Raw genomic sequence first — 23,579 nt, forward strand, 5'->3', positions numbered from 1 at the left:
CGGCCGCCCGCCCGGCCTGCGTCAGGGGGCCACGATCGGGCCCAGCGCGTTCTTCTCGGCGAACTGCTGCAGCCGGCCGTCGAGCTTGATCGTCGAGACGAACAGGTTGACGTAGTTCAGCCAGATCTGGTCGCCCTGCGGCACCACGTAGGAATAGGGCGTCGGGCGCAGCGAGCCCTCGGGCTCCAGCGTGTTCACCCAGTCGAACAGCGAGGCGAGCTTCACCGAGGTCGGGTAGTCCGTCATCAGCACGTCGGCGCGCCCGGCGATCACCTCCCCCTCGCGCGAGGCGGGCGGGGCCACGGTGATCAGCTCGGCCTTCTTGAGATAGCCGCGCATGAACGGCTCGATGTAGGAGCCCAGCGTGACCACGACGCGCACGCCGTCCTGGTCGATGTCCTCCCAGGCCTTGATCTCGCTGTCCTTGGTGGTGACCGCGTAGATCGAGGAGACCAGGTAGGGGTCCGAGAAGGCCACCGCCTGCGCGCGCTGCAGGGTGGCGCCGATGCCGAACATGCCGATCTCGCACTTGTCGGCCTGCAGGTCGGCGATGAAGGTGCCGAAGGAGCTCTCCACGATCTCCAGCTCGACGCCCAGCTCCTTCGCCAGCTCCTTCGAGAGATCGGCGTCGATGCCCTCGATCTCGCTGGTCTGCGGGTTGCGGTAGGAGATCGCGTAGTAGTTCGGGTACTGGCACACGCGCAGCGTCCCCGAGGAGGTGACGCGGTAGAGGCGCGAGTCCGTCTGCTGCGCGGCGGCGGGCTGCGCGGCGGCGAACCCGCCGGCGGCGACGAGGGCGGCCAGCGCCGTCTTCAGGATCTGCTTCATGGGTCGGCTCCGTTGCGGTGGTCGGGAGGAGGAGGAGGGAGGCTTCGGCTCAATCCTCGAGCCGGGCGAGGAAGCGGGCGGCGCGCTCGGTCGTGGGGGCGTCGAAGAAGCTTTTCGGGGCGCCTTCCTCGACGATCTCGCCGGCGTCCATGAAGATCACGCGGGTGCAGGCGCGGCGCGCGAAGCTCATCTCGTGGGTGACGGCGAGCATGGTCATGCCCTCCTCCGCCAACTGGCGCATCACCGCCAGGACCTCGGCCTTCAGCTCGGGGTCGAGGGCTGAGGTCGCCTCGTCGAACAGCATCAGGCGCGGCTTCATCGCCAGCGCCCGGGCGATGGCGACGCGCTGCTGCTGACCGCCGGAGAGGCGCCCCGGGCTCGCGTCTCGCTTGTCGGAGAGACCGACCTTGGCCAGCAGCGCCTCGGCCTCGGCCACCGCCTGGTCGCGGGGCAGGCCGCGGACCCGGACCGGGGCCTCGATCACGTTGCCCAGCACGCTCATGTGCGGCCACAGGTTGAAGTGCTGGAAGACCATGCCGATGTCCGAGCGCACCGCCCGGGCCGCCCGGCGCACCGCGCCCGTCGACGCGCCCGCGGCGATGATCGTCCCGTCCATCCGGATCTCGCCGCCCGTGGGCGCCTCGAGCAGGGCGAGGCTGCGCAGCAGCGTGGTCTTGCCCGAGCCGGAGGGGCCGACGACGCAGACCACCTCGCCCGAGCGCACCCCCATCGAGACGTCGCGCAGGACCGTGTTCTCGCCGAACCGCTTGGTCAGAGCCCGCGTTTCGATCAGGGGGCCGGAGGATGCTTCAGCCGGGGGCATTCGGGCGGAACTCGCTGCTGATTCATTGGTCATCACGAGTCGTTATGCATTGACCCATTCATGCCATCAAGGATAAATTCTCTCCTGTCAGGAATGACGTTCCAGCCATAAGGAATTTCGATGACCCTTGATCCCCGCTTGCTGGAGGCGTTCCGCACCGTGGTCGAGGCCGGCTCGGTCACCGGCGCCGCCCGGCTGCTGGGCGTCACCCAGCCCGCGGTCAGCGCCCAGATCGCGCGGCTGGAGACCCATGCCGGGTTCGAGCTGTTCGAGCGCTCCGGCGGGCGCCTGGCGATCACCTTCCGCGGCCGCCGCTTCTACGAGGAGATCCGCACGGCGCTCGGCGCGCTGGAGCGGCTGGAGCAGGCCGCCCGCGACATCCGCTCGGGCGAGACCGAGACGCTGGTGGTCGCGGGCCATCCCTCCGCCTCGATCTCGCTGCTGCCCGAGGTGGTGGCCCAGTTGCGCGCCCGCCGGCCGGACGCGCGCATCGTGATGCTCAACCGCACCTCCGAGGAGGTCGCCGCCGCCTTCGAGGCGGGCGCCGTGGACATCGCGGTGGCCGAATGGCCGATCCATGTGCAGGGCGTCGAGATCCGCCGTCATGCCGCCGACTGCGTGGCGATCGTCCCCGCCGGCCACCCCCTGGCCGGGGCCAAGGCGCTCGGCCCCGCCGACCTCGCCGGCCACCCGCTGGTTGGCATGTCCGAGCGCCGGCTGATCGGCCACCGGGTGCGGGAGCTGTTCGTGGAATGCGGCCTCGACTACGCCCCCGCGATCGAGAGCGAGTTCTTCGCCGCGATCTGCGGGCTGGTCGCCGCCGGCGCCGGCGTGGGCGTGGTCGACGCCTGGTCGGCGCGCACCTTCGCCTCGCTGGGGCTGGTCGCGCGCCCCTTCCGCCCGGCGCTGCGCTACGAGATCGGCGTGTTCCGCCGCGCCTCCACCTCGCCAACCCCGCTCGCCGAGGAGCTGATGGCGCTGATCGAGCGCCGGCTGACCGGCGAGGCGCCCGCCCCCGAAGACATTCCCGAAGACATTCCCGACCCGGAGACCCCTGCATGACCGACGCCCCCTTCCTCGACCGCGCCTTCGCGGCGATCTGCGACACCGGGGGCCGTCTGTGCGGATCGCCGTCCGAGCGTGCCGCGACCGCGCTGCTCAAGTCGCTGGGGCAGGAGGCGACCGGCGTCGCCGCGCGCGCCGAGCCCTTCGAATACGGCGGCTGGCGCCCGCTCGCCTGCGCCCTGACCGGCCCCGACGGCGCGCCCCTTCCGGCCCATCCGCTGGTGCGCAGCGCGCCGGGCGAGGTCGAGGCGGAGGTCATCGACCTCGGCCGTGGCGAGCCGGAGGCCTTCGCCGCCCACGCGGGCGAGATCGCCGGCCGCATCGTCCTCGTGCGCCACGAGCTGATGTTCAACCCCGGCACCATCCACCGCCGCCTCAAGTACCGCGCCGCGGTCGAGGCCGGCGCCGTGGGCTTCCTGATCGCCGGCCCCGTCGCGGGCGGCTGCGTCGCCGGCTCCTCCGGCCGGGCCCCGCAGGAGGCGGGCATCCCGGCCTTCGGCATCTCGCCCGAGGCCGCGCAGGCGCTGGCCCGCCGCGCCGCCGGCCGCCCCCGCGCGCGCCTGTCCCTGACCACCGAGGAAAGCCCCGCGACGGCCGAGAACCTGTTCTTCGACCTCCCCGGCCGGACCGACGCGCGGGTGATCCTGACCGCCCATATCGACGGCCACGACCTGGGCGAGAGCGCCATCGACAACGCCTCCGGCCTCGCCGCCGCGCTGGAGGTCGCCCGCCGCCTGACCGCGGACCGCCCCGCGGGCGGCTGGCGGCGCGGGCTGACGCTGGCCTTCTTCAACGCCGAGGAATGGGCGCTGACCGGCTCGGCCCTGCATGTCGAGGCGATGTCGGCGGCGGAGCGGGCGCGCGTCTCGCTGGTGGCGAACCTGGATTCGCCGGTGGGGGGCATGGGCCCCGACGGCGGCCTCGCCGCCCTGACCTGCGGCATGGCGGGGATCGAGCCGATGCTGCTGGCGGCGGCCGAGGCCGAGGGCCTCGCCCTGCGCCTGCACCGGCCGTTCCAGGCGAACTCCGACCACGCCAACTTCGCGCGCGCCGGCATCCCCGCCTTCCGGCTGGTCGCGGGCTTCGGCCAGCACGAGGCGCCCGCCCGCCTGGTGCTGACCCCCCGCGACCGCCGCGACCTGGTGGACCCCGCCGAGCTGACGCGCGCCGCGGGCCTCGCCGAGCGCATCGTGCGCCACGCCCTCGACGCCCCGGCCGAGGATGCCGCCGCCTGGCGCGCCGCGGCGCCCGCGCCCGCCCCTGCGCTCTGACGTCCGCCGGGCCCATCGGCCCTTGATCGGCGGCGGCGGGCGGGGACCATGGGTCCGACGCCCGCCCCATCCCCCGCATCCCCCCCGAAGGAGACCGCCCATGACCGACGCCCCCCGGCCGCCCGAGCCCGTCGACCTGCTGGTCTCCGCCGGCTTCATGTACCCGGGGGCCGCAGACCCGGGCGCGGAGGCGGAGGTGGTGACCGGGGCCGAGGTCGCGGTGCGCGACGGCCGCATCCTCTATGCCGGCCCGGCCTGCGATCCCGGCCGCTGGGCCCCGGCCGAGCGGCTGGGCGGGCCCGGCCTCGCGCTGCTGCCGGGCTTCGTGAACGCCCACTGCCACGCCGCCTCGACCGTGTTCCGCGGCCAGTTCGACGACGGCATCGGGCAGAAGGGCCTCTACACCGTCTCCTTCCGGGGCGAGAGCCGGGTGACGCCCGAGGACTGGCGGATCCTGGCGCGCCTCGGCGTCGCCGAGATGATCCTGGCCGGCTACACCACGCTCAACGACTTCTGGTATTGCCCCGACGCGATGGCCGAGCTGGCGCTGGAGACGGGCCTGCGCCTGCAGGTCTCGACCGAGATCTTCGACGTCGACAAGCCCAGCCTGGCGGACGGCGACTACACCCGCCACGCCGCCGTCGGCGAGGCCCGCCTGCGCGAGGGCGTGCGGGTGGCCGAGACCTGGCACGGCGCCGGCGACGGGCTGATCACCGCGCGCATCGGGCCGCACGCCGCCGACACCTGCTCGGGCGGCCTGCACCTCGACTGCGCGGCCGAGGCGCGCCGGCTGGGCGTCGGCCTGCACTGCCACGTCGCCCAGTCCCCGCAGGAGGTCGCCCAGGTCCAGGCCGAAAACAACGGCATGGGCCCGGCCGAGTGGTTGGCCGAGATCGGCGCCCTGGGCCCCGACTGGGTGCTGGCGCATCTGACCCGGGCGGGGCCGCGGGACCTCGCCGCCGTGGCGCAGACCGGGGCGGGCTACGCCCATTGCTCGACGATCTATCCCCGGCGCGGCCACTACCCCGACCTGGCGGCGATCCGCGCGGCGGGGATCCGCACCGGCTTCGGCTCCGACTGGATGATGAACGATCCGTTCGAGGGGATGCGCTACGCGATGAACGCCCTGCGCCTGCGCGAGGGCCGCAGCGAGGCCCTGCGCTCGGACGAGGCGCTGCACCACGCGACCGCCGGCGCGGCCGAGGTCCTGGGCCTGGGCGGGCGCGTCGGCCGGCTCGTCCCGGGGCTCGAGGCGGACCTGATCCTGGTCGACCTCGAGACGCCGCACATGCAGCCCTACTACGGCGTGCCGTCCTCGCTGATCTTCTACGCGCGGGCGAGCGACGTGCGCCACGCGGTGATCCGGGGGCGGGTGGCGATGCGCGACCGCAAGGTGGCGGGGATCGACGTCGACGCCGCCCTGCGCGCCGTGCAGGCGCGCGCCCCCGCCCTCGCCGCGCTGATCGCCGAGCTGGGCGGCGCCCATCGCCTCGGCGCCTGTCCCTGCGGGATGCACTGAGGGGCCGTGGCCGGGCGGGCAGGGGCGCCCGGCGGGGGCCGCGCCTCAGCCGCGCAGGGCGCCGCGGGCGAGGGCGGCGATCATGTCGGTGCGGGTGACGATGCCCACCAGCCGCCCCGCGTGCAGGATCGGCACGGCGTCGGTCCCGCCCTCGGCGAGCATCGGCAGCAGGGCGCCCAGCGGCGTCGCGGTGGTGGCGCGGGGCGCGCCCACCGCCATCACGTCGCCGGCGCGGGCCGGCGCGCTCCACCCCCGGTCCAGCAGCCGCGACAGCGCCGCGGGAAAGCCGCGCCCCAGCCGCATGCGGTCCGCGACCGCCCGCCGGATCAGGTGGAGCTGGAAGATCACGCCCAGGAACGAACCGTCCGGCGCCGTGACGGGCAGGGAGGTGAAGCCGTGCCGGTCGAAGAGGTCGGCCACCGTCTCCAGCGGCGTGTCGGGGCCGACCGTCACCAGGTCGCGCGACATGATCTGGGCGGCGGTCGCGGGACCCGCGCGGCGGCCGGCGGCCTGGATCTCGGCCGCGCCGATCAGGCGGGCGAGGTCCTCGACCCCGAGGTTGAGGGACTGGCGGTAGCGCTCCAGGATCTCCGAGAGCTCGGCCTCGCTCAGGCCCAGGCGCTGGGCGGCGGGGGCGTCGGCGGTGCCGTGGGCGTTGGGCTCGCCGAACTGGCGGTGGGGATAGCGCCGGCCGGTGGCGCGGGCGTAGACCATCGCCAGCGCCACCAGCAGGGCCGTGCCCAGCGCCACCGGCACGAGGGCGAAGCCGAAGCCCAGCGCGCGGATCGCCTCGGGGCCCATCGCCGCGGTCATCGCCACCGCGCCGCCGGGCGGGTGCATGGCGCGCAGCAGGCCCATGACCACGATCGCGCCCCCCACCGCGACGGCGATGCGCAGCGCGGGATCGGGCACGAACAGGCAGGCCGCGACCCCGACCAGCGCCGAGGCGGCGTTGCCCGCCACCGCCGACCAGGGCTGCGCCAGCGGGCTGTTGGGCACGGCGAAGATCAGCACCGAGGTCGCCCCGAAGGGCGCCACCAGGTAGAGCCCCGACTCGAGGTCGATGGCGGGCGAGAGCACGAAGGCCCCCGCGACCAGCAGCCCCAGGAAGGCGCCCAGGCCCGCCCGCAGCGCCTCGCGCGCCGGCGTCGGGGCGACGGCGGGCGCGAGCCCGCGCAGCCAGCCGCGAAGCGCCGTCCTCGTCCTCCTGCGCATGGCCCCCCTCCCGTCGTGCCGGCGGTCCGCCCCCGGCGCCTAGCGCGCCGGGGCCCGGGCCGCAAGCGCGCCGCGACGTCGGCGCCCGCGCCTACAGGAGCACGTCGTCGAGGATCTGGCGCAGCTTCACCCCCTCCAGCGTCACCTCGCCGCCGCCGCCCAGGTTGATCACCAGGTCCCCGTCCTCGACGGAGGTCAGCGCCTTGAACGCGGCCTTGTTCGCGATCTCGTAGGCCGAGAGGTCCAGCAGGTCGACGTCGTTCTGGAAGTCGAACACGCGGTCGATCCCCTCGCCCGGCTCGAACACGAAGCGGTCGGCGCCCTCGCCCCCGAACAGCCGGTCGCGCCCGCCGTCGCCGTCGAGCACGTCGTCGCCGGCCCCGCCGCGCAGCACGTCGTTGGCCGCGCCCCCCTGCAGCAGGTCGTCGCCGCCGCCGCCGGCGAGCTCGTCGCGGTCGTCGCCGCCGTCGAGCGCGTCCTCCCCGCCGCGGCCCCGCAGCAGGTCCGCGCCGGCCCCGCCCGAGAACGCGTCCTCGGCCGAGGCGCCGGTCAGCCGGTCGGCGCCGTCGCCGCCCGTCACGGTCCCGTCGACGAAGCCGCCGCGCACGGCGACGTAGACGTCGTCGCCGGCGTCGAGGATCACGTCGCCCATCAGGCCGCCGGCGTTGCGCACGACGTCGGCCTCGTTCGAGGCGTCGACCGACGTGCCGCCGCGCCCGACGATGACGCCGCTGTTGAACAGCGTGCCGGCGCCGTCGGTGAAGATCACCCCCACCTGCGCGGCGGAGATCGTGCCGGTGTTGGCGATGGTCGCGCCCTGGCCGACCTCGATGCCGAGGCCGAAGCCCAGCACATCGCCCGTCGCCTCGATCAGGCCGGCGTTCGAGATGTCGGCGCCCGCGCCCGAGATCGAGATCCCGCGCTGGCCGGAGAGGACGCCGGTGTTGGACACCACGCCCCCGTCGCCCAGGAGCTGGACCGCGGCGTCCCCGAAGCCGCGGATCAGGCCGGCGTTGGCGACCTCGTGGTCGTCGCCGTTCAGCTCGACGCCGTCGCTGCCCGCGATGATCGAGCCGCCGACGTCCACCGTCACCCGCAGCGAGCTGGAGCCGGAGTCCGAGCTCACGGCGTCGCTGTCCTCGGCGAAGATCGCGCCCTGCACCACCAGGTGCACGGCGCTCAGGGCGGCGAAGTCGAAGGCGTCGCCGAAGTTGGGCGTCGACAGGCGGCCGGTGGCCGTGACCACGACCATGTCGCCCGCCGCGACCGCGTCGAAGCCGTCGATGTCCGTGCCGATGAAAGTCAGCGTCATCGAAGATCATCCTGATCCAGGGAGATGCGCACGCCCGCCGCGGCCATCCCCGCCGCGGCCCGGGCCGGCGCGCGCGCCTGCGGCGCGCGGCGCATGTTGCCGCCACGGCGATTGAACCGGGGATGAACCGCTCGGGCGCGCCGCCTGCGTCGCCGCGCGGGCGGCGCGGGCTCCGATCCGGCACGCGCCGCGGGCGCCCGGCGCCGTCGCCGGCCGGGGCGCCGGAAGGCGCCCCTGCGCCGCGCCCCCGCTCCGGGTCCGCGCCGACCGGAGCGCCGGAGGCGGGGGCGCCTCGCCGGCCCCGCGGCGCGGCCCCGCCCGGGCGGGGCGAGCGGGCGGGGCGGCGGTCAGGCCATCGCGGCGATCGGCGGTTCCGCGTCCTCGGGCAGGGGGCTGACGTAGCCGCGCGGGCCGACGCGGCGCGCGAGGTCGGCCTTCGCCCGCGCGCGCAGCTCCGCGTCGCGCATCGCGTCGGCGCCGGTCGCGGCCATCACCGCCGCGGCGTGGACCATGCCGGCCAGCGCCGGGCGGCTCTTGCCCTGCGCCACCACCTGCCAGCTGTGGAGCTGCGTGCCGATGGCGTGGTTGGCGCCCCACATCTGCACCGTGGGCACCACCCAGCTCACGTCCGCCACGTCGGTCGAGCCGCCCAGCGGCGTCGCCGGCGCCTCGGCGGGCACGATGAAGTCGGCGAGCGGCATCCGCCGCGTCTCGCTCATCCCCACCCCGCGATAGGCGGCGGCGATGTCCTCCTCGCCCAGCGTCTCCTGGAAGCGGGCGGCATAGGCGCGGTCGGCGTCGGTGAAGGCGGGCGGCCCGAGCCGCTCGAGGTTGCGCTGCATCGCCTCGCCCAGCGGCTGGTTGTAGATCAGGTTGGAGACGGCCGAGAGCACCCGGTCGGTGACCGTCGTCTCGGTCATCATCGCCGCTCCGGCCGCGACCTTGCGCACCCGCTCCAGCAGCGCCGTCATCTCGGGCGCCGTGCCCGCGCGCACCGTGTAGCGCAGCTTGGCCTGCGCCTGCACGACGTTGGGCGAGATCCCGCCCGCGTCGATGAAGGCGTAGTGGATGCGGGCCTCGTCGGGCATGTGCTCGCGCAGGAAGTTGGCGCCGATGTTCATCAGCTCGGCCGCGTCCAGCGCGCTGCGCCCCAGGTGCGGCGCGCCGGCGGCGTGGGCGGCGCGGCCCTCGAAGGCGAAGTCGATACGCGCGTTGGCGAGCGAGCCGCCTTTCAGCACGCCCGGGATGGCGCCGGGATGCCAGGTGATCGCCACGTCCACGTCGTCGAAGGCCCCGTCGCGCACCATGAAGGCCTTGGCCGCGCCCCCCTCCTCGGCCGGGCAGCCGTAGTAGCGCACCCGGCCCGGGGTCCCCGTCGCCTCGAGCCACGCCTTCACCGCGACGGCGGCGAGCATCGAGGCCGAGCCCAGCAGGTTGTGCCCGCAGCCATGGCCGTTGGCGCCGGGCTCGAGCGGCTCGCGCCGGAACACGTCGGCCTTCTGGCTGAGGCCGGCCAGCGCGTCGAACTCGCCGAGGAAGGCGATCACCGGCCCGCCCTCGCCGGCCTCGCCGATCATCGCGGTGGGGATGCCGGCGACCGGCGCCTGCACCCGGAAGCCCTGGGCGGTCAGCTCCTCGAGATGGGCGGCGGCCGAGGCGGTCTCGGCGTAGCAGGTCTCGGGCGTGGCCCAGACCCGGTCGCTCAGCGCCTCGAACCGGGGCCTCGCCGCCTCCACGAAGGGCCAGAGCGGATGTGCGTTCATGGGGGCTCCTGCGGTCAGGCGCGCGCGGGGGCGCGGCGCGTCGGGGGACGAGACTATGCGGCCCGGTTTCGGATCGGCAAGCGGCGCCTGCCGCCGGCAGGCCGCAGGTCGCAGGTCGCAGGTCGCAGGTCGCAGGGCGGGGGGCCGGGGGCCGGGGGCCGCTCAGCGCGGGGCGCCGCCGGCGGAGGCGAGGAAGCGCGCGGCGAAATAGTCGCGGAAGGCCTTCATGGCGGGCGTGAACTCCACCCCCCGCCGCCAGACCAGCCCCACGTCCATCGGCGGCGCCGCGTCGGCGAGGTTCACCTGCTCCAGCCGCCGCCCCTCCAGCGACCACGGACGATAGACCATGTCGGAGAGGATGGTGACGCCCAGCCCGTTCGCCACCATCGAGCGCACCGCCTCCACCGAGGAGGTGCGCAGCACGATCCGCGGCTGGCGGCCGGTCGGGGCCCAGTAGCGCATCGCGGTATGGGCGGCCTCGTCCACCGTGAGCATCACGTAGGGGTGCTCGGCCACGTCCGCGAGCCCGACCGAGCCGCGCTCCAGCAGCGGATGGCGCGACGGGGTCCAGAGCCGCCGCTGCGAGCCGAGCAGCGTCTGCGAGGCGAGCTCGGGGTTGGAGATGTTCGAGGTCAGCGCCACGGCGATGTCGACGCGGCCCGCCAGCAGCCCCTCCTCGATCAGTTCGCGCGGCATCTCGTGGATGGTGACGTCGAGGCCGGGCTGCGCCCTCGCCAGCCGCTCGAGATGCACGGGCAGGAAGTAGCCGATCACCGTGTAGGTCGCCGCGATGGTCAGCCGGCCGGAGACCTCGGGCCCCTCGCGCACCTGCATCGCCTCCTCGACCTTGGTCAGGATCTCGTAGGCCGAGGACAGGAACCGCTGTCCCGCCCGGGTCAGGGCCATCCCCTTGGCGGAGCGCTGGAAAAGCGCGGCGCCCACGACGCCCTCCAGCTCCTTGATCGCCGCGGTGACCGCCGACTGGGAGACCGAGAGCTCGATCGCCGCGCGGCTGACCTGGCCCAGCTCGGCGGTGGCGACGAAGTATTTCAGGTGGCGCAGGTTGAAGGACATGTCCGGTCCTTGAGATCAGAATAACGAAGGTCGTTCCATCGAGAAATCCGATACCGTCCCGGCAGACGGGCCGGCCGGGCGCCCCGGCCTGGCTTCGCCGTCAGCGTGTATCTGAAATTCTGATATTGCAAGCGCACGAAATTGTTCTGGTTCATGTCCGCCGGCAGGGACAGGCTGCGAGTCGTCCAGACAGGCGCGCGCCCCCCGCGTCCCCCAGAGCCGAAAGGAAGCGCCGATGTACCGTTCCGCCGTCGATCTCAACTGCGACATGGGCGAGGGCTTCGGCCACTGGAGCTACGGCGAGGCGCCCGACGAGGAGCTGATGAAGATCATCTCCTCGGCCAACGTCGCCTGCGGCTTCCACGCGGGCGATCCCACGATCATGGACCGCATGGCCCGGATGTGCGCCGAGCACGGCGTCGGCCTGGGCGCCCACCCCGCCTACAACGACCTGCAGGGCTTCGGCCGCCGCGCCATCGACGCGAGCCACGAGGAGCTGGTCAACGACATCCTCTACCAGGTGGGCGCGCTCCGCGAATTCGGGCGGCGCCACGGCGTGCGCCTGCAGCACGTCAAACCCCACGGCGCGCTCTACATGACGGCTGCGCGGGACGCCGAGTTCTCCCGCCGGATCTGCGACGCGCTGGGCCGGTCGGCGCCGGACGTGTTCCTCTACTGCATGCAGGCCTCCGAGACCCGGCGCGTGGCGCAGGAGTCCGGCCGCCCGGTGATCCGCGAGTTCTATGCCGACCGCGACTATGGCGACGACGGGCTGATCGTCTTCGCCCGCAAGATGCGCAGGCTCGACCCGCAGGAGATGGCGCAGAAGTGCCTGCGCGCCTGCCGCGAAGGCAAGGTGACCACCGTCACCGGCAAGGAGCTGACGGTCGAGTTCGAGTCGATCTGCTTCCACTCCGACACCCCCGGCGCGCTCGAGATCGGGACCGCGGTGCGCGCGGCGCTGACCGGCGCGGGCGTGACCATCGCGCCGCCCTCGACCCTCGACGTCGCCGCCTGAGCCCTGAAAGGACCGCCCCCATGGCCAAGGAAATCCGCTCGCCGCTGCCCGGCACCTTCTACCGCAAGCCCTCGCCCGAGGCCGCGCCCTTCGTCGAGGACGGCGCCTCGGTCGCCGTGGGCGACGTGATCGGGCTGGTGGAAGTGATGAAATCCTTCCACGAGGTGAAGGCCGAGATCGCCGGCGCGAACATCGCCTTCAAGATCGAGAACGAGGACGCGGTGACCGCCGGCGCGCTCCTCGCGGAGCTCGAGTAAGTGGCGGATCCCGCCGGCAAATCCCTCTTCGTCGCCAACCGCGGCGAGATCGCGGTGCGCGTCGGCCGCGCCGCGAAGGCGCTGGGCATGGAGTGGATCCAGGCCCACTCCGCCGCCGACGCCGACATGCTCGCCGTGCGCGAGGCCGACCGCGCCGTCGAGATCGGCCCCGCGCAGGCCGCCAAATCCTACCTCGACGCCGACCGCGTGGTGGCGGCGGCCAGGGAGGCCGGCGCCCACGCCGTCCACCCCGGCTACGGGTTCCTGTCGGAAAACGCCGCCTTCGCCCGCAAGGTCGAGGAGGCCGGCATGATCTTCGTCGGCCCGTCGGCCGACACCATCGCGCGCATGGGCGACAAGGTCGCCGCCCGCGAGGCCGCCGTCGCCGCCGGCGTGCCGGTGGCCCAGGGCTCGCAAGGCCGGGTGCCGGACGTCGCCGCGGCGAAGGAGATCGCCGCCGGGATCGGCTACCCCGTCATGGTCAAGGCCGCCGCCGGCGGCGGCGGCCGCGGCATCCGGGTGGCGGAATCGGAAGACGACCTCGCCCGCCTGTTCCCCCAGGCCGCCCAGGAGGCCCAGGCCGCCTTCGGCGACGGCGGCCTCTATATCGAGCAGTTCATCCGCGACGCCCGCCATGTCGAGGTCCAGATCATGGGCGACGGCGCCCAGGCGGTGCATTTCTATGAGCGCGAATGCTCCCTCCAGCGCCGCCGCCAGAAGGTGTGGGAGGAAGCCCCCGCCGCCTGCCTGACGCCGGAACAGCGCGCCCATGTCTGCGAGGCCTCCGTGCGCCTGGCCGAGGCCGTCTCCTATCGCGGCGCCGGCACGCTGGAATATCTCTTCGACCCCGCCCGCGGGACCTTCGCCTTCCTCGAGATGAACACCCGCATCCAGGTCGAGCACCCGGTGACCGAGATGATCACCGGCCACGACCTGGTCGCCGAGATGATCCGCGTGGCCTTCGGCGCCCCCCTCTCGGTCGCCCAACCCGACATCGCCATGTCCGGCCACTCCATCGAGGTCCGCGTCAACGCCGAGGACCCGTTCAACGCCTTCATGCCCTTCCCCGGCGTGGTGTCGGGCCTCTCGGTCCCCGAGGGCGTGCGCTTCGACACCCTCCTCTACGAGGGCTACGCGATCCCGCCCTTCTACGACTCCCTGATCGGCAAGCTGATCGTGAAGGGCGAGGACCGCGCCGCCGCCATCGCCGCCCTGGCGCAGGCCATCGAAGGCATGAAGATCGAGGGCCTCAAGACCACCCTCCCCCTGCACGCGGCGCTGGCCGCCGACCCGCAGGTCCAGGCCGGCGAGGCGCATACCGGCTGGCTCGAAGACTGGCTCGCGAAGCGCGCCTGAAGACCCCACCCGTCGCCCCCGGCCGGGGGGCGACGCCCCCCTGACCAGCCGCCCCCCGGCGCGGCACGGAGGCGAGACCCGATGAAGACACGCTATTCCTTCGGAGGCGACGAGCACATTTTCGTCGAGGTGGACGAGGAGATGTCCCTCGACGCCTTCTTCAAGGCGATCTCGATCACCACCGCGCTGCGCGAGAAGAACCTCGCCGGCGTCGCCGAGATCTGCCCCGCCAACGCCTCGTTCCAGGTCAAGTACGACCCCGACGTGATCGCGCCGGACAAGATGCTGGAGGAGCTCAAGGCCCTGGAATCCAGGGCCGAGTCCGCCGCCAAGACCATCACCACCCGGATCGTCGAGGTCCCCGTCTACTTCCAGGACCCCTGGACCCACGAGACCCTGATGCGCTTCCGCGAGCGCCACCAGGACCCGTCCGGCTCCGACCTCGACTACGCCGCCCGGATCAACGGCTACGACAGCGCCGAGGCTTTCGTGGAAGCCTTCCACTCCCAACCGTGGTTCGTCTCCATGGTGGGCTTCGTGGCGGGCCTCCCCTTCATGTATCAGCTCGTGGAACGGGAAAAGCAGCTTCAGGTTCCCAAATACCTGCGCCCCCGCACCGACACCCCCAAGCAGACGGTGGGCTACGGCGGCTGCTTCTCCTGCATCTATTCGGTGCGCGGCGCCGGCGGCTACCAGATGTTCGGCATCACCCCGATGCCGATCTTCGATCCGACCGAGACGATCAGCTACCTCTCCGACTTCATGGTCTTCTTCAACCCCGGCGACATCGTGAAGTTCACCCCCATCGGGCGCGAGGAGCACGACCGCATCGAGGCCGACGTGAAGACCGGCGCCTGGCGGCCCCGCATCGCCGAGGTCTCCTTCGACCTCGCCGCCTGGACCGCCGACCCCGCCGGGACCAACGCCAAGCTGATGGAGGCGCTCGATGCCGCTTAAGGTTCTCAAGCCCGGCCTGCTGACCACGGTCCAGGACCTCGGCCGCCCCGGCTATTTCCACCTCGGCATCCCGATGGGCGGCGCCATGGACCGCCTGTCGCTGCGGGCCGCCAACCTCCTCGTCGGCAACCCCGAGGACGCCGCCGCGCTCGAAGCCGTCTTCCTCGGCCCCGAGCTGGAATTCCTCTCCGACGGCCTCGTCGCCGTCACCGGCGCCGACCTGCCGATCCTGCTCGACGGCGAGGAACAGCCCGGCTGGACCGCGATCCCGGTGAAGGCCGGCCAGGTCCTCTCCTTCGGCTACCTGCGCTCCGGCGCCCGCATCGTCATCGCCGTCTCCGGCGGCATCGCGACCGAGGCCGCGCTCGGCTCCCGCTCCACCTACGCCATCGGCGCGCTGGGGGGCGTCGACGGCCGCGCCATCGCCGCCGGCGACGTGATCCCCACCGGCGAACCCGGCGCGGGCAAACCCGGCGCCACCGTCCCCGAGGCCCTGCGCCGCGGCCCCGGCTCCCCCGCCGAGCTGCGCGTCCTCCCCGGCCTCTTCTGGCACTGGATCACCCCCGACGCGCAGAAGCATTTCTTCGCCGACGAGTGGAAGGTCGCCCCCGAGGCAGACCGCATGGGCTACCGCTTCAAGGGCGGCCGGCCGATGGAGTTCGAGCCGCGCGAGCGTCCCTTCGGCGCCGGCTCCGACCCCTCCAACATCGTCGACGGCTGCTATCCCTACGGCTCCGTCCAGGTGCCCGGCGGGACCGAGCCGATCGTGCTCCACCGCGACGCCGTCTCCGGCGGCGGCTACTTCATGGTCGGCACGGTGATCTCGGCCGACATGGACCTGATCGGCCAGCTCCAGCCCCACATGCCGGTGCGGTTCGTCGAGGCGACCATGGACGGCGCGCTCGCCGCCCGGGCGGAGCGCAAGGCCGTCGTGGCCAGGATCCGCGAGGCTCTGGCCTGAGATGGCCGCCCGCGCGGACAGCCTCGATGCGGGCCTGACCGCCCCCGGGGGCCGCGCCCCCCGCCGCGCCCCCGGCCGGGGGCGCGCGCAGCCCTCGCCCTCGGCCCCCGCGGTCCGGCGCCCGCGGGAGCCCCTGCGCGTGCTCGGCACCTCGGTCACCCAGATCGAGCCGATCCGCAAACTGGCCGAGGCCGACCTCGGCCTGCCGCTCGAGCTCATCACCCTCGACGGCGCCTCCGCCCAGCGGCGCGGGGCGCTCTTCCCCTCCAGCTTCGACGTCTACGACCAGTGGTTCCACGACCTGGACCTGATCTGGCCCGCCGGCTCGATCCAGCCGCTGGACGTCCGCCGCATCGCCGCCTGGGACGCGGTCGGCGAGCTCCCCCTGACGGGCCGCATCGCCCCCGGCCGCGCGGCGCCGGGCGGAGACCCCTCGCGCCTGCTCTGGGTGCAACCCGACGGGTCGCTCGGCCCCAAACCCTCCGACCGCATCTCGATGGTCCCCACCGTCCACAACGCTGACGCCTTCGCCGTGGTCGGCATGGACCCCGCGAAAGTCGACAGCTGGGCCGCCCTGCTGGACCCCGAGCGCGCCGGCCAGGTGCTGGTGCAATCCGACGCCGCCATCGGCTGCTTCGACCTCCTGCTGGCGCTCCGCGCCCGCGGCGACATGGCCCCCGCCGACCTCGGCGACCTGGCCCTTGAAGAGATCGACGACCTCGTCTCCCGCCTCCGCGCCTTCCACGCCGCCGCCCATTTCCGCGCCGTGTGGACCGACGAGGCCGAGGCCATCGCAGCCCTGCGCGCCGCCCGGCGCGAGGGCCGCCCGATGATCGGCTCCCTGTGGTGGTCCGGCCTGATCGCCCTGCGGGCCGAGGGCGTCCCCGTCGCCATGGCCACCCCGCGCGAGGGCTACCGCGGCTGGTTCGGCGGCCTCGCCCTTTCGGCCCGGGCGAAGGGCTGGGCGCAGGACGCGGCCTACGACTACATCAACTGGTGGCTCGACGGCGCGCCCGGCGCGATCCTCGCCCGCAACGGCGCCTACATGGCCAACCCGGAAGCGGTCCGCCGCCGCCTCACCGCCGCCGAATGGGCCTTCTGGTATGGCGGCGAGCCCGCCCGCACCGAGATCCGCGACGCCCACGGCCGCATCATCTTCGCCCCCGGAGAGCGGCGCGAGGGCGGCGCCTACGCCGAGCGCATGTCCCGCATCGCCGTCTGGAACACGGTGATGACCGAGCACAACTACCTCGTCCGCCGCTGGGACGACGCGCTGGACGTCTAGTTGCTCTCCCGGATCAGGTAGCCCGGCAGCTCCGGCTGCGGGAACACCGAGACCGCCATCAGCCGCCGCCGCGTCCGCTCCGCCGACAGCCGCATATGCTCGGCCATCGCATCCGCCCCGGCCTGCCACGAGCCGCGGGTCAGAAACTCCAGCACGATCCGATGCTCCCCCATCGCCAGCGCGAAGGGCCGCGAGCCGACGAACTCCGCGAACACCCGGTTCACCACCAGCGCGATCTGGCTCTGCCGGATCATCCGCAGCAGGTGGGGGTTCGGGCTCGCGGCCAGCAGGCGCACGTGCAGGTCGCTCTCCAGCTCCTCGATCACCGGCGGGGGCAGGTCGTCGGGCTCCTCCTGCGCCGCGACCACCCGCTCCAGCATGTCCGCCAGCTCCCGCCCCGGCAGGCGCGGCGCGCTCTCGGCCAGCGCCAGCGGCTCCAGCGCCTCGCGGATCGCGAAGTAATGGGCCACGTCGCGGGCGGTCAGCGGGCCGATCATCCAGTGGCTGCGCGGGTTCTTCTGCACCAGCCCCCGGTCCTGCAGCCGCGACAGCAGCTCCCGGATCACGTTGCGCGAGACGTCGTAGTGGTCCGCCGCCGCCTGCTCGTGAACCCGGAACAGCCCGAAGGGCAGGGCGCGGGCGACCGAGCCCTCGAAGTCCCGCGCGATCCGCTCCGCCGCCCCCATCTGCGGCTCCGGCGCGCCCTCCTCCAGCCCCAGCATGGCCGGCGTCAGCTTCACCCGCCGAGGGGCCTCGCCCCCGGGCACCAGGAACCCGCGCCCGGCGAAGCGCTCCAGCATCCCGCGGGCCGCCAGCTCCCCCATCGCCGTCCGCACCGGCGTGCGGGAGGAGCCGAACAGCGCCGCCACCGGCCCCTCGGTCAGCACCGTTCCCGGCGCCAGCCGCCCGCCCGCGATCGCCTGCTCCAGCGTCCGCTCCACCGCGGCGTAGAGGGGCGCGGGGCGACCGGGGTCGACCGTGCGGGTCTCGAGCCTCTCGGGGTCGTCTTCGCTCACGCCTGACCTCGTGTCGTTTCGGGAAACGCTACGCGCAAAATCGGCTTTCGTATACGAAAGTCGCTTTCAGGGCGCCGCATATCTGGGCTTCCCTGCCCATTTCGCCGTCGTTCGCACGGAATGCACCCTGCCTCCACCAAAGAGTTTTGACTTTTGTCACCAAAGTGCAATTCTGATCCGGCGAGTCGAACCAGGGAGGACGCGCCCACATGCTGGAGCTTCAGGGGCTCTCCAAGCGCTACGGGACCGAGGTCGCCCTCGACGACGTCTCCCTCGTCGTCCGCGACGACGAGTATCTGACGCTCCTCGGGCCCTCGGGCTCGGGCAAGTCCACGCTGCTGCGGGTGATCGCGGGGCTCGAGACGCCCGACGCCGGCCGCGTCCTGCTCGACGGCAGGGACATCGGCGCGCTGCCGACCCACCGCCGGGGCCTGGGGATCGTGCAGCAGAACTACGCGCTCTTCCCCCACATGACGGTCTTCGACAACGTCGCCTTCGGCCTGCGCTTCCGCGAGACCGCGCCCGTCGCCGACCCCTCCGAAGTCGACCGCCGCACCCGCGCGACCCTCGACCTCGTCGGCCTGACCGGGTTCGAGACCCGCATGCCCGGCCAGCTCTCCGGCGGCCAGAAGCAGCGCGTCTCGCTGGCCCGCACCCTGGTCACCGAGCCCCGCATCTGCCTCCTCGACGAGCCGCTGGGCGCCCTCGACGCCAACCTGCGCGAGCGCATGACGGTCGAGCTCCGCCGCATCCGCGAGGCGCTGGGCGTCACCTTCCTCCATGTCACCGGCAACGAGGCCGAGGCGCTGGCGATGGGCGACCGCATGATCGTCCTCGACCGCGGCCGCGCCCTGGCGGTGGCCCCGCCCGAGGAGATCTTCGCCGCCCCCGCCGACACCCGCGTGGCCCGCTTCCTCAACGCCTGGAACCTGATCCCCGGCCGCGCCGGCGCCGACGGCTTCGAGGTCGCGGGCGAAGCCCCCCTCGCCCTCCCCGCCCCCGCGCCCCAGGCGCAGACCTACGGCGTCCCCTACGACGCCGCCTGGATCAGCCGCGACCCCGCGCCGGCCCCCGGCGAGGGCGTCCTGCCCGCGCGCTACGTCGCCTCCGAGTTCCTGGGCTCGAAGGTCGTCTACCTGCTGCGCCGGGCCGACGGGAAAGTGTTCGAGGTGGAGCGCCATCTCAGCCGCGAGGACCCCGAGACCTACGCCCAGGACGAGACGCTGGCCGTCCGCTGGCGCCTCGCCGACGTGCATCTCTTCGACGGCGCCGGCCGCCGCATTCCGCTCGCCCCTGCCGGAGCCCCTGCATGACGTCCTCCGAGACCCTGACGCGCCCCGCCCCCGCCGCCGCCGATCCGCGGGCCGAGGGCTGGTTCGCCCGCAACCGCAGCCTCGTGCTGGCGTCGCCGGGCGTGGCGTGGATGGTGCTGTTCCTGCTCGTGCCGCTGGGCATGATGATCTACGTCAGCTTCTGGACGCAGACCACCTTCGCGATCAACTCCACCCTGACCACGAAAAGCTGGGTCGCGTTCTTCTCCTCGGACACCTACGTCGGCGCCCTGCTGCGCACCCTGCGCCTGTGGCTGACGGTCCTCGCCCTGACCTTCGTCATCGGCTACCCGACCGCGCTGTTCATCGGCCGCTTCGTGCGTTCGAAATCCATCCAGACGATCCTGCTGGTCGCCTGCGTGATCCCGTTCTGGACCTCGTTCCTGATCCGCGTCCTCGCCTGGCGCCCGATGCTGGGGCGCGAGGGCGCGGTGAACATCGTCCTCGAGAACCTCGGGATCATCTCCCAGCCCATCGAGACGCTGCTGTTCACCGAGACCTCGGTGATCATCGGCATGGTGCAGATCTACGTGGTGTTCATGGTCGGCCCCGTGGCCTTCATGCTGGCGCGCATCGACGACAGCCTGATCGAGGCCGCCCGCGATCTCGGCGCCTCCGCCTGGACGATCTTCTCGCGCATCATCTTCCCCCTCAGCCTGCCCGGCGTGGTGGTCGGCGCGATCTTCGTCTCGGTGATGGTGCTGGGCGAGTTCGCCACCGCCTCCGCCCTTTCGGGGCGCAAGGTGAACCTGCTGGGCAACATCATCGTCAGCCAGGTCGGCTCCCTGAAATGGGCCTTCGCCGCGGTGATCGGCGTGGTGCTGACCGTCTGCATCGGGGTGGTCGTCGCGGCCCTCCTGCGCCTCGTCAACCTGCGCAAGGAGCTCTGAGCCATGGGCGACCTCCCGATCCTGAAGCGCACGCTGGCGGTCTACACCGGCCTCTTCATCGTCTTCCTCTACGGCCCCTTCGTGGTGATGGGGATCCTGAGCTTCCAGGCCGGCCCCGAGGGCGGCCCCCAGTTCCCGATCATCGAGTGGTCGACCTACTGGTATCGCCACCTCTTCGGCCTGACCGAGGCCACCCGCATCGCCCCCCTCCCGATCCGCGAGGCGCTGCTCCGCTCCCTGACCCTCGCCTTCGCCACCACCGTCGTCTCGACGGTCCTCGGCACCCTGACCGCGCAAGCCTTCCGGCGGAACTTCCGCGGCTCCGGCGTGATCTTCTACCTCGTGATCCTGGGCATGATGGTCCCCGGCCTGCTGCTGGGCCTGGGCCAGGCGCTGGTGGCGCAGAACCTCGGCATCGACCGCAGCTGGTGGGGCACGGCCTTCGTCCTGCACGTGGTCTACACCTACCCGTTCGCCTTCCTGGTGATGCTGGCGATCTTCAACCGCTTCGACCCCCGCGTGGAAGAGGCCGCCTGGAGCTTGGGCGTCTCCCCCGCCGTCACGTTCCGCAAAGTGACCTTCCCGATGGTCTTCCCCGGCGTGCTCTCGGCCATGCTCTTCGGCTTCACGCTCAGCTACGACGAGTTCCCCCGCTCGCTCTTCACCGCCGGCTCCGACGTCACCCTGCCGCTGGCGATCTACGGAACCTTCGCGGTCGAGATCCACCCCAACATCTTCGCCTTCGGGGTCCTGTCGACGCTCTTCTCCTTCACCATCCTCGCCATCTACGGCCTGCTGATGGCGGCCTCCGTCCGCCGCGCCCGCATCAAGGCTTCCGGCATCCAGGAGGACGAGGCATGACCCGCCTCGCCGCCCACACCGCCCTCGTCACCGGCGCCGGCGCCGGCATCGGCAAGGCCATCGCCCTCCGCCTCGCCGCAGAAGGCGCGAAAGTCGCCGTCAACGACCTCTCCGCGGAGCGCGCCGCCGAGACCGTGGCGCTGATCCAGAAAGCCGGAGGCGAAGCCCTCCCCACCCCCGGCGACGTCTCCGACCCCGAGGCGGTCGAGGCCATGTATTCCACCGCGGAATCCGCCTGGGGCCGCATCACCCTCGCCGTCAACAACGCCGGCATCGTCCACCAGGCCAGACTGGAAGACCTCGCCGTCGAGGACTTCGACCGCATGATCGCCGTGCACCTGCGCGGCTGCTTCCTCGGCTGCCGCCGCGCGATCAACCCGATGCTCGCGGCGGGGCAGGGGGTGATCGTCAACATCGCCTCCCAGCTCGGCCAGATCGGCGGCATCGAGCTCGCCCATTACTCCGCCGCCAAGGCCGGCATCATCGGCCTGACCAAGTCCCTCGCCCGCGAGGTCTCGTCCCGCGGCGTCCGCGTCAACGCCGTCGCCCCCGGCCCGATCGCGACCGAGCTGGTCATGGCCCTCTCCGACGACTGGCGCGCCGCCAAGACCGCCGAGCTCCCCCTGGGCCGCTTCGGCGCCCCCGAGGACGTGGCGGCCACCGTCGCCTTCCTCGCCTCGGACGACGCGAAAATCTACGTGGGCCAGACGCTTGGCCCGAATTCCGGCGACGTGATGCTGTGAGGGACCCCCGATGACCGACGCCATGAAAACCGTCCTGATCACCGGCGCCGGCATCGGCATCGGCCGCGCCACCTCCCTCGCCTTCGCCGCCGCCGGCTGGCGCGTGATCGTCACCGACGTGCTCCCCGAGGAAGGCGCCTCCGTCGTCGCGGAGATCGAGGCCGCCGGCGGCACGGCCGAGTTCCACCCCCTCGACGTCACCTCCACCGAGGCCGCCGAGACCCTCGTCGCGAAGATCGAGCAAACCCACGGCGCAATCGACGCCCTGATCTGCAACGCCGGCATCGCCCACAAGGTCCCGCTGGCCGACCTCACGGACGCCAAATGGGACCACACCATGGAGGTGGACCTGAAGGGCATGATCCGCCTCGTCCGCCCCGCCGTCCCGGGCATGAAGGCCAGGGGCGCCGGCGCCATCGTCTGCCTCAGCTCGATCATGGGCGTCGCCTACGGCTGGGACGAGCATGTCGCCTACTCCGCCGCCAAGTCCGGCGTCGTCGGCATGGTCCGCGCGCTGGCCGTCGAGCTCGCCCGCTCCGGCATCCGCGTCAACGGCGTCGCGCCGGGCTACATCCGCACCGCCCAGGCGCTCTCCGAAAAGCATTCCCTCGGGCCGGAGGGCCTCGAGAAGGCCGCCGACTTCATCCCGATGGGCCGGGTCGGAGAGCCCGAGGACATCGCCGACGTCATCCTTTTCCTCGTCTCGGACCAGGCCCGGTATCTCACCGGCCAGGTGCTGACCGTCGACGGGGGTTTGCTGGTGGGCCGCTACTGACCGCCCGCGCGTCACGACCTCGACAGATCGTCAACAGGGAGACGACCATGAGACCCATCCACCCCTCACGCCGCCGGTTCCTCGCCGGCGCCGGCGCGCTGGCCGGCTCCTCGGCGCTGATCCGCCCGAACCGCCTGTGGGCGCAGGGCCTCTCCAGCCAGGAGCTGCGCACCGTCGGCCTCTCGGTCACGGTGCAGGAGCGCATCCTGCAGGAGTTCAAGGAGAAATCCGGCGTCGGCGCGGTGTCGGGCAAGGCCGACATCTTCCCCAACACCCAGACCGAGCTGCTGTCGGGCTCCACGGCCTACGACTGCTGGGAGACCATCGGCGAGCGTCTGCCGGCGATGACCATCACCAACACCATCGCCCCCATCGCCACCTCGGACCTTTCGAACTGGGGCGACATCCGCCCCATCTTCACCGAGGTCACGGGCGGGATGGAGCCCAAGGCTCATATCGCCGGCCAGATCTGGGCCGACGAGGCCAAGACCCGGCTGTGGATGGTCCCCACCGTCTTCAACTTCGACTCCATCGGCTACCGCCCCGACCTCGTGGAGGCCGAGGAGGCCAACACCTGGACCTGCCTCTTCGACGACAAGTTCAAGGGCAAGTCGGGCCTCAACGTGGACCCGCTGATCGCCTTCGGCCAGGCGATCCTGGCCATGAACAGCCTCGGCCTGCTGGAGGTCCCGAACCCCGGCAACCCCTCCGTCGAGGAGATCGACGAGGCCGCGGCCTTCCTGATCTCCAAGAAGAAGGGCGGCCAGTTCCGCGCGCTGTGGGGCGACTTCGGCGAGCTGGTGAACCTGCTGGCCTCGGGCGAGATGGTCGTCGCCGACGCCTGGCAGCCCGCCGTGATGGCGGTGAAGGCCCAGGGCATCCAGTGCGCCTACGCCATCCCCAAGGAGGGCTACCGCGGCTGGGCCATCGGCATCTCGATGATCGACGGCACCCCCAACGCGGAGGCGGTGAAGGCCTACGCCGACTACTGGCTGTCGGGCCCGCCGGCGATCACGGTCTCCGAGCAGGGCTATTACTCGCCCACGACCAAGATCAAGGAGGTCATGGACCCCGCCAAGTACGCCTTCTGGTACGAGGGCCAGCCCTGGACCGGCGCGCCCGAGCGCGGGATCTCCGAGGGCGACCTGCGCGACGGCGGCTCGCTGGAGGAACGGTCCTCCCACGTCGCCTACTGGCACCAGTGGCCCGACGAATACGACCACCTGATGATGAAGTGGGACGAGTTCCTCTCGGCCTGA

Annotated in this window: 22 protein-coding genes; 15 read left to right on the forward strand and 7 right to left on the reverse strand. The window is 72.7% G+C overall.

Annotation, left to right across the window (positions count from 1 at the left end):
* Positions 1 to 21 precede the first annotated feature (21 nt).
* Positions 22 to 828 carry a transporter substrate-binding domain-containing protein gene (locus BM064_RS03080; RefSeq protein WP_092857777.1) on the reverse strand — a complete coding sequence of 269 codons (807 nt, stop codon included), beginning with the start codon at positions 826 to 828 and terminating at the stop codon, positions 22 to 24.
* Positions 829 to 877: 49 nt separating this feature from the next.
* A complete protein-coding gene (locus tag BM064_RS03085) occupies positions 878 to 1,651 on the reverse strand; it encodes an amino acid ABC transporter ATP-binding protein (protein ID WP_092857779.1) in 774 nt (257 codons plus the stop codon).
* A 120-nt stretch (positions 1,652 to 1,771) separates the two neighbouring features.
* On the opposite strand from BM064_RS03085, the gene BM064_RS03090 reads away from it, so the two are divergent.
* The 3 genes from BM064_RS03090 (at position 1,772) to BM064_RS03100 (ending at position 5,506) form a co-directional block, all read left to right on the forward strand.
* Positions 1,772 to 2,713: a LysR family transcriptional regulator gene (locus tag BM064_RS03090; protein WP_092857781.1), complete on the forward strand. Its 942-nt coding sequence runs from the start codon at positions 1,772 to 1,774 to the stop codon at positions 2,711 to 2,713.
* Positions 2,710 to 3,987 carry a M28 family peptidase gene (locus tag BM064_RS03095; protein WP_092857783.1) on the forward strand — a complete coding sequence of 426 codons (1,278 nt, stop codon included), beginning with the start codon at positions 2,710 to 2,712 and terminating at the stop codon, positions 3,985 to 3,987. Before BM064_RS03090 ends, BM064_RS03095 begins: the two co-directional genes overlap by 4 nt.
* A 100-nt stretch (positions 3,988 to 4,087) precedes the next feature.
* Positions 4,088 to 5,506, forward strand: a complete 1,419-nt coding sequence (locus BM064_RS03100) for an amidohydrolase family protein (protein WP_177236130.1) — start codon at positions 4,088 to 4,090, stop codon at positions 5,504 to 5,506.
* A 45-nt stretch (positions 5,507 to 5,551) separates the two neighbouring features.
* Here the strand turns inward: BM064_RS03100 and BM064_RS03105 are convergent, their stop codons facing one another.
* The 4 genes from BM064_RS03105 to BM064_RS03120 form a co-directional block, all read right to left on the reverse strand.
* Positions 5,552 to 6,721 carry an HPP family protein gene (locus BM064_RS03105; protein WP_092857787.1) on the reverse strand — a complete coding sequence of 390 codons (1,170 nt, stop codon included), beginning with the start codon at positions 6,719 to 6,721 and terminating at the stop codon, positions 5,552 to 5,554.
* Positions 6,722 to 6,812: 91 nt separating this feature from the next.
* The gene (locus BM064_RS03110; RefSeq protein WP_092857789.1) at positions 6,813 to 8,033 is read right to left on the reverse strand and encodes a calcium-binding protein; all 1,221 of its coding nucleotides are present in this window, start codon (positions 8,031 to 8,033) and stop codon (positions 6,813 to 6,815) included.
* Between the two features lie 347 nt (positions 8,034 to 8,380).
* The gene (locus BM064_RS03115; RefSeq protein ID WP_092857791.1) at positions 8,381 to 9,796 is read right to left on the reverse strand and encodes an amidohydrolase; all 1,416 of its coding nucleotides are present in this window, start codon (positions 9,794 to 9,796) and stop codon (positions 8,381 to 8,383) included.
* Between the two features lie 162 nt (positions 9,797 to 9,958).
* Complete coding sequence (locus tag BM064_RS03120) at positions 9,959 to 10,870, reverse strand: LysR family transcriptional regulator (RefSeq protein ID WP_092857793.1); 912 nt, start codon at positions 10,868 to 10,870, stop codon at positions 9,959 to 9,961.
* Positions 10,871 to 11,105: 235 nt separating this feature from the next.
* On the opposite strand from BM064_RS03120, the gene BM064_RS03125 reads away from it, so the two are divergent.
* The 6 genes from BM064_RS03125 to BM064_RS03150 all read left to right on the forward strand — a co-directional run bounded on the left by BM064_RS03125 (position 11,106) and on the right by BM064_RS03150 (position 16,704).
* The gene (locus tag BM064_RS03125) at positions 11,106 to 11,888 is read left to right on the forward strand and encodes a 5-oxoprolinase subunit PxpA (RefSeq protein ID WP_092857795.1); all 783 of its coding nucleotides are present in this window, start codon (positions 11,106 to 11,108) and stop codon (positions 11,886 to 11,888) included.
* A gap of 20 nt (positions 11,889 to 11,908) precedes the next feature.
* Positions 11,909 to 12,145 (forward strand): acetyl-CoA carboxylase, encoded by a 237-nt coding sequence (locus BM064_RS03130; protein ID WP_092857797.1) that lies wholly within the window; start codon positions 11,909 to 11,911, stop codon positions 12,143 to 12,145.
* Complete coding sequence (locus tag BM064_RS03135; protein WP_092857799.1) at positions 12,146 to 13,501, forward strand: acetyl-CoA carboxylase biotin carboxylase subunit; 1,356 nt, start codon at positions 12,146 to 12,148, stop codon at positions 13,499 to 13,501.
* 81 nt (positions 13,502 to 13,582) lie between these two features.
* Positions 13,583 to 14,458: a 5-oxoprolinase subunit B family protein gene (locus tag BM064_RS03140; RefSeq protein ID WP_092857801.1), complete on the forward strand. Its 876-nt coding sequence runs from the start codon at positions 13,583 to 13,585 to the stop codon at positions 14,456 to 14,458.
* Entirely contained in the window at positions 14,448 to 15,419 is a 972-nt protein-coding gene (locus BM064_RS03145; RefSeq protein ID WP_092857803.1) for a 5-oxoprolinase subunit C family protein, read from the forward strand. Before BM064_RS03140 ends, BM064_RS03145 begins: the two co-directional genes overlap by 11 nt.
* Positions 15,420 to 15,558: 139 nt before the next feature.
* Positions 15,559 to 16,704 (forward strand): type 2 periplasmic-binding domain-containing protein, encoded by a 1,146-nt coding sequence (locus BM064_RS03150; RefSeq protein WP_245779041.1) that lies wholly within the window; start codon positions 15,559 to 15,561, stop codon positions 16,702 to 16,704.
* Here the strand turns inward: BM064_RS03150 and BM064_RS28300 are convergent.
* Positions 16,701 to 17,720 (reverse strand): GntR family transcriptional regulator, encoded by a 1,020-nt coding sequence (locus tag BM064_RS28300; RefSeq protein WP_092857805.1) that lies wholly within the window; start codon positions 17,718 to 17,720, stop codon positions 16,701 to 16,703. The genes BM064_RS03150 and BM064_RS28300 overlap by 4 nt on opposite strands.
* Positions 17,721 to 17,929: 209 nt before the next feature.
* Here BM064_RS28300 and BM064_RS03160 point away from each other — a divergent pair, with 209 nt between their 5' ends.
* The 6 genes from BM064_RS03160 to BM064_RS03185 are packed head-to-tail and all read left to right on the forward strand — an operon-like array spanning position 17,930 to position 23,579.
* Entirely contained in the window at positions 17,930 to 19,033 is a 1,104-nt protein-coding gene (locus tag BM064_RS03160) for an ABC transporter ATP-binding protein (protein ID WP_092857807.1), read from the forward strand.
* Positions 19,030 to 19,941, forward strand: a complete 912-nt coding sequence (locus BM064_RS03165) for an ABC transporter permease (protein ID WP_092857809.1) — start codon at positions 19,030 to 19,032, stop codon at positions 19,939 to 19,941. Before BM064_RS03160 ends, BM064_RS03165 begins: the two co-directional genes overlap by 4 nt.
* Positions 19,942 to 19,944: 3 nt before the next feature.
* Entirely contained in the window at positions 19,945 to 20,802 is an 858-nt protein-coding gene (locus BM064_RS03170) for an ABC transporter permease (RefSeq protein WP_092857811.1), read from the forward strand.
* Positions 20,799 to 21,545, forward strand: a complete 747-nt coding sequence (locus BM064_RS03175; RefSeq protein ID WP_092857813.1) for an SDR family NAD(P)-dependent oxidoreductase — start codon at positions 20,799 to 20,801, stop codon at positions 21,543 to 21,545. Before BM064_RS03170 ends, BM064_RS03175 begins: the two co-directional genes overlap by 4 nt.
* 10 nt (positions 21,546 to 21,555) lie before the next feature.
* Positions 21,556 to 22,320 (forward strand): SDR family NAD(P)-dependent oxidoreductase, encoded by a 765-nt coding sequence (locus BM064_RS03180; protein ID WP_092857815.1) that lies wholly within the window; start codon positions 21,556 to 21,558, stop codon positions 22,318 to 22,320.
* 47 nt (positions 22,321 to 22,367) lie between these two features.
* Positions 22,368 to 23,579 carry an ABC transporter substrate-binding protein gene (locus BM064_RS03185; RefSeq protein ID WP_092857817.1) on the forward strand — a complete coding sequence of 404 codons (1,212 nt, stop codon included), beginning with the start codon at positions 22,368 to 22,370 and terminating at the stop codon, positions 23,577 to 23,579.

This window comes from Albimonas pacifica (assembly GCF_900113695.1).
GTDB classification, from domain to species: domain Bacteria; phylum Pseudomonadota; class Alphaproteobacteria; order Rhodobacterales; family Rhodobacteraceae; genus Albimonas; species Albimonas pacifica.

Bases quoted from the DNA above. Each gene is read 5' to 3' on its own strand.
- BM064_RS03175 (WP_092857813.1), top strand. From the start codon at position 20,799: ATGACCCGCCTCGCCGCCCACACCGCCCTCGTCACCGGCGCCGGCGCC.
- BM064_RS03085 (WP_092857779.1), bottom strand. From the start codon at position 1,651: ATGCCCCCGGCTGAAGCATCCTCCGGCCCCCTGATCGAAACGCGGGCT.
- BM064_RS03140 (WP_092857801.1), top strand. From the start codon at position 13,583: ATGAAGACACGCTATTCCTTCGGAGGCGACGAGCACATTTTCGTCGAG.
- BM064_RS03095 (WP_092857783.1), top strand. From the start codon at position 2,710: ATGACCGACGCCCCCTTCCTCGACCGCGCCTTCGCGGCGATCTGCGAC.
- BM064_RS03170 (WP_092857811.1), top strand. From the start codon at position 19,945: ATGGGCGACCTCCCGATCCTGAAGCGCACGCTGGCGGTCTACACCGGC.
- BM064_RS03080 (WP_092857777.1), bottom strand. From the start codon at position 828: ATGAAGCAGATCCTGAAGACGGCGCTGGCCGCCCTCGTCGCCGCCGGC.
- BM064_RS03100 (WP_177236130.1), top strand. From the start codon at position 4,088: ATGACCGACGCCCCCCGGCCGCCCGAGCCCGTCGACCTGCTGGTCTCC.
- BM064_RS03185 (WP_092857817.1), top strand. From the start codon at position 22,368: ATGAGACCCATCCACCCCTCACGCCGCCGGTTCCTCGCCGGCGCCGGC.
- BM064_RS03125 (WP_092857795.1), top strand. From the start codon at position 11,106: ATGTACCGTTCCGCCGTCGATCTCAACTGCGACATGGGCGAGGGCTTC.
- BM064_RS03105 (WP_092857787.1), bottom strand. From the start codon at position 6,721: ATGCGCAGGAGGACGAGGACGGCGCTTCGCGGCTGGCTGCGCGGGCTC.
- BM064_RS03165 (WP_092857809.1), top strand. From the start codon at position 19,030: ATGACGTCCTCCGAGACCCTGACGCGCCCCGCCCCCGCCGCCGCCGAT.
- BM064_RS03145 (WP_092857803.1), top strand. From the start codon at position 14,448: ATGCCGCTTAAGGTTCTCAAGCCCGGCCTGCTGACCACGGTCCAGGAC.
- BM064_RS03130 (WP_092857797.1), top strand. From the start codon at position 11,909: ATGGCCAAGGAAATCCGCTCGCCGCTGCCCGGCACCTTCTACCGCAAG.
- BM064_RS03110 (WP_092857789.1), bottom strand. From the start codon at position 8,033: ATGACGCTGACTTTCATCGGCACGGACATCGACGGCTTCGACGCGGTC.
- BM064_RS03160 (WP_092857807.1), top strand. From the start codon at position 17,930: ATGCTGGAGCTTCAGGGGCTCTCCAAGCGCTACGGGACCGAGGTCGCC.
- BM064_RS03180 (WP_092857815.1), top strand. From the start codon at position 21,556: ATGACCGACGCCATGAAAACCGTCCTGATCACCGGCGCCGGCATCGGC.
- BM064_RS03120 (WP_092857793.1), bottom strand. From the start codon at position 10,870: ATGTCCTTCAACCTGCGCCACCTGAAATACTTCGTCGCCACCGCCGAG.
- BM064_RS03115 (WP_092857791.1), bottom strand. From the start codon at position 9,796: ATGAACGCACATCCGCTCTGGCCCTTCGTGGAGGCGGCGAGGCCCCGG.
- BM064_RS03090 (WP_092857781.1), top strand. From the start codon at position 1,772: ATGACCCTTGATCCCCGCTTGCTGGAGGCGTTCCGCACCGTGGTCGAG.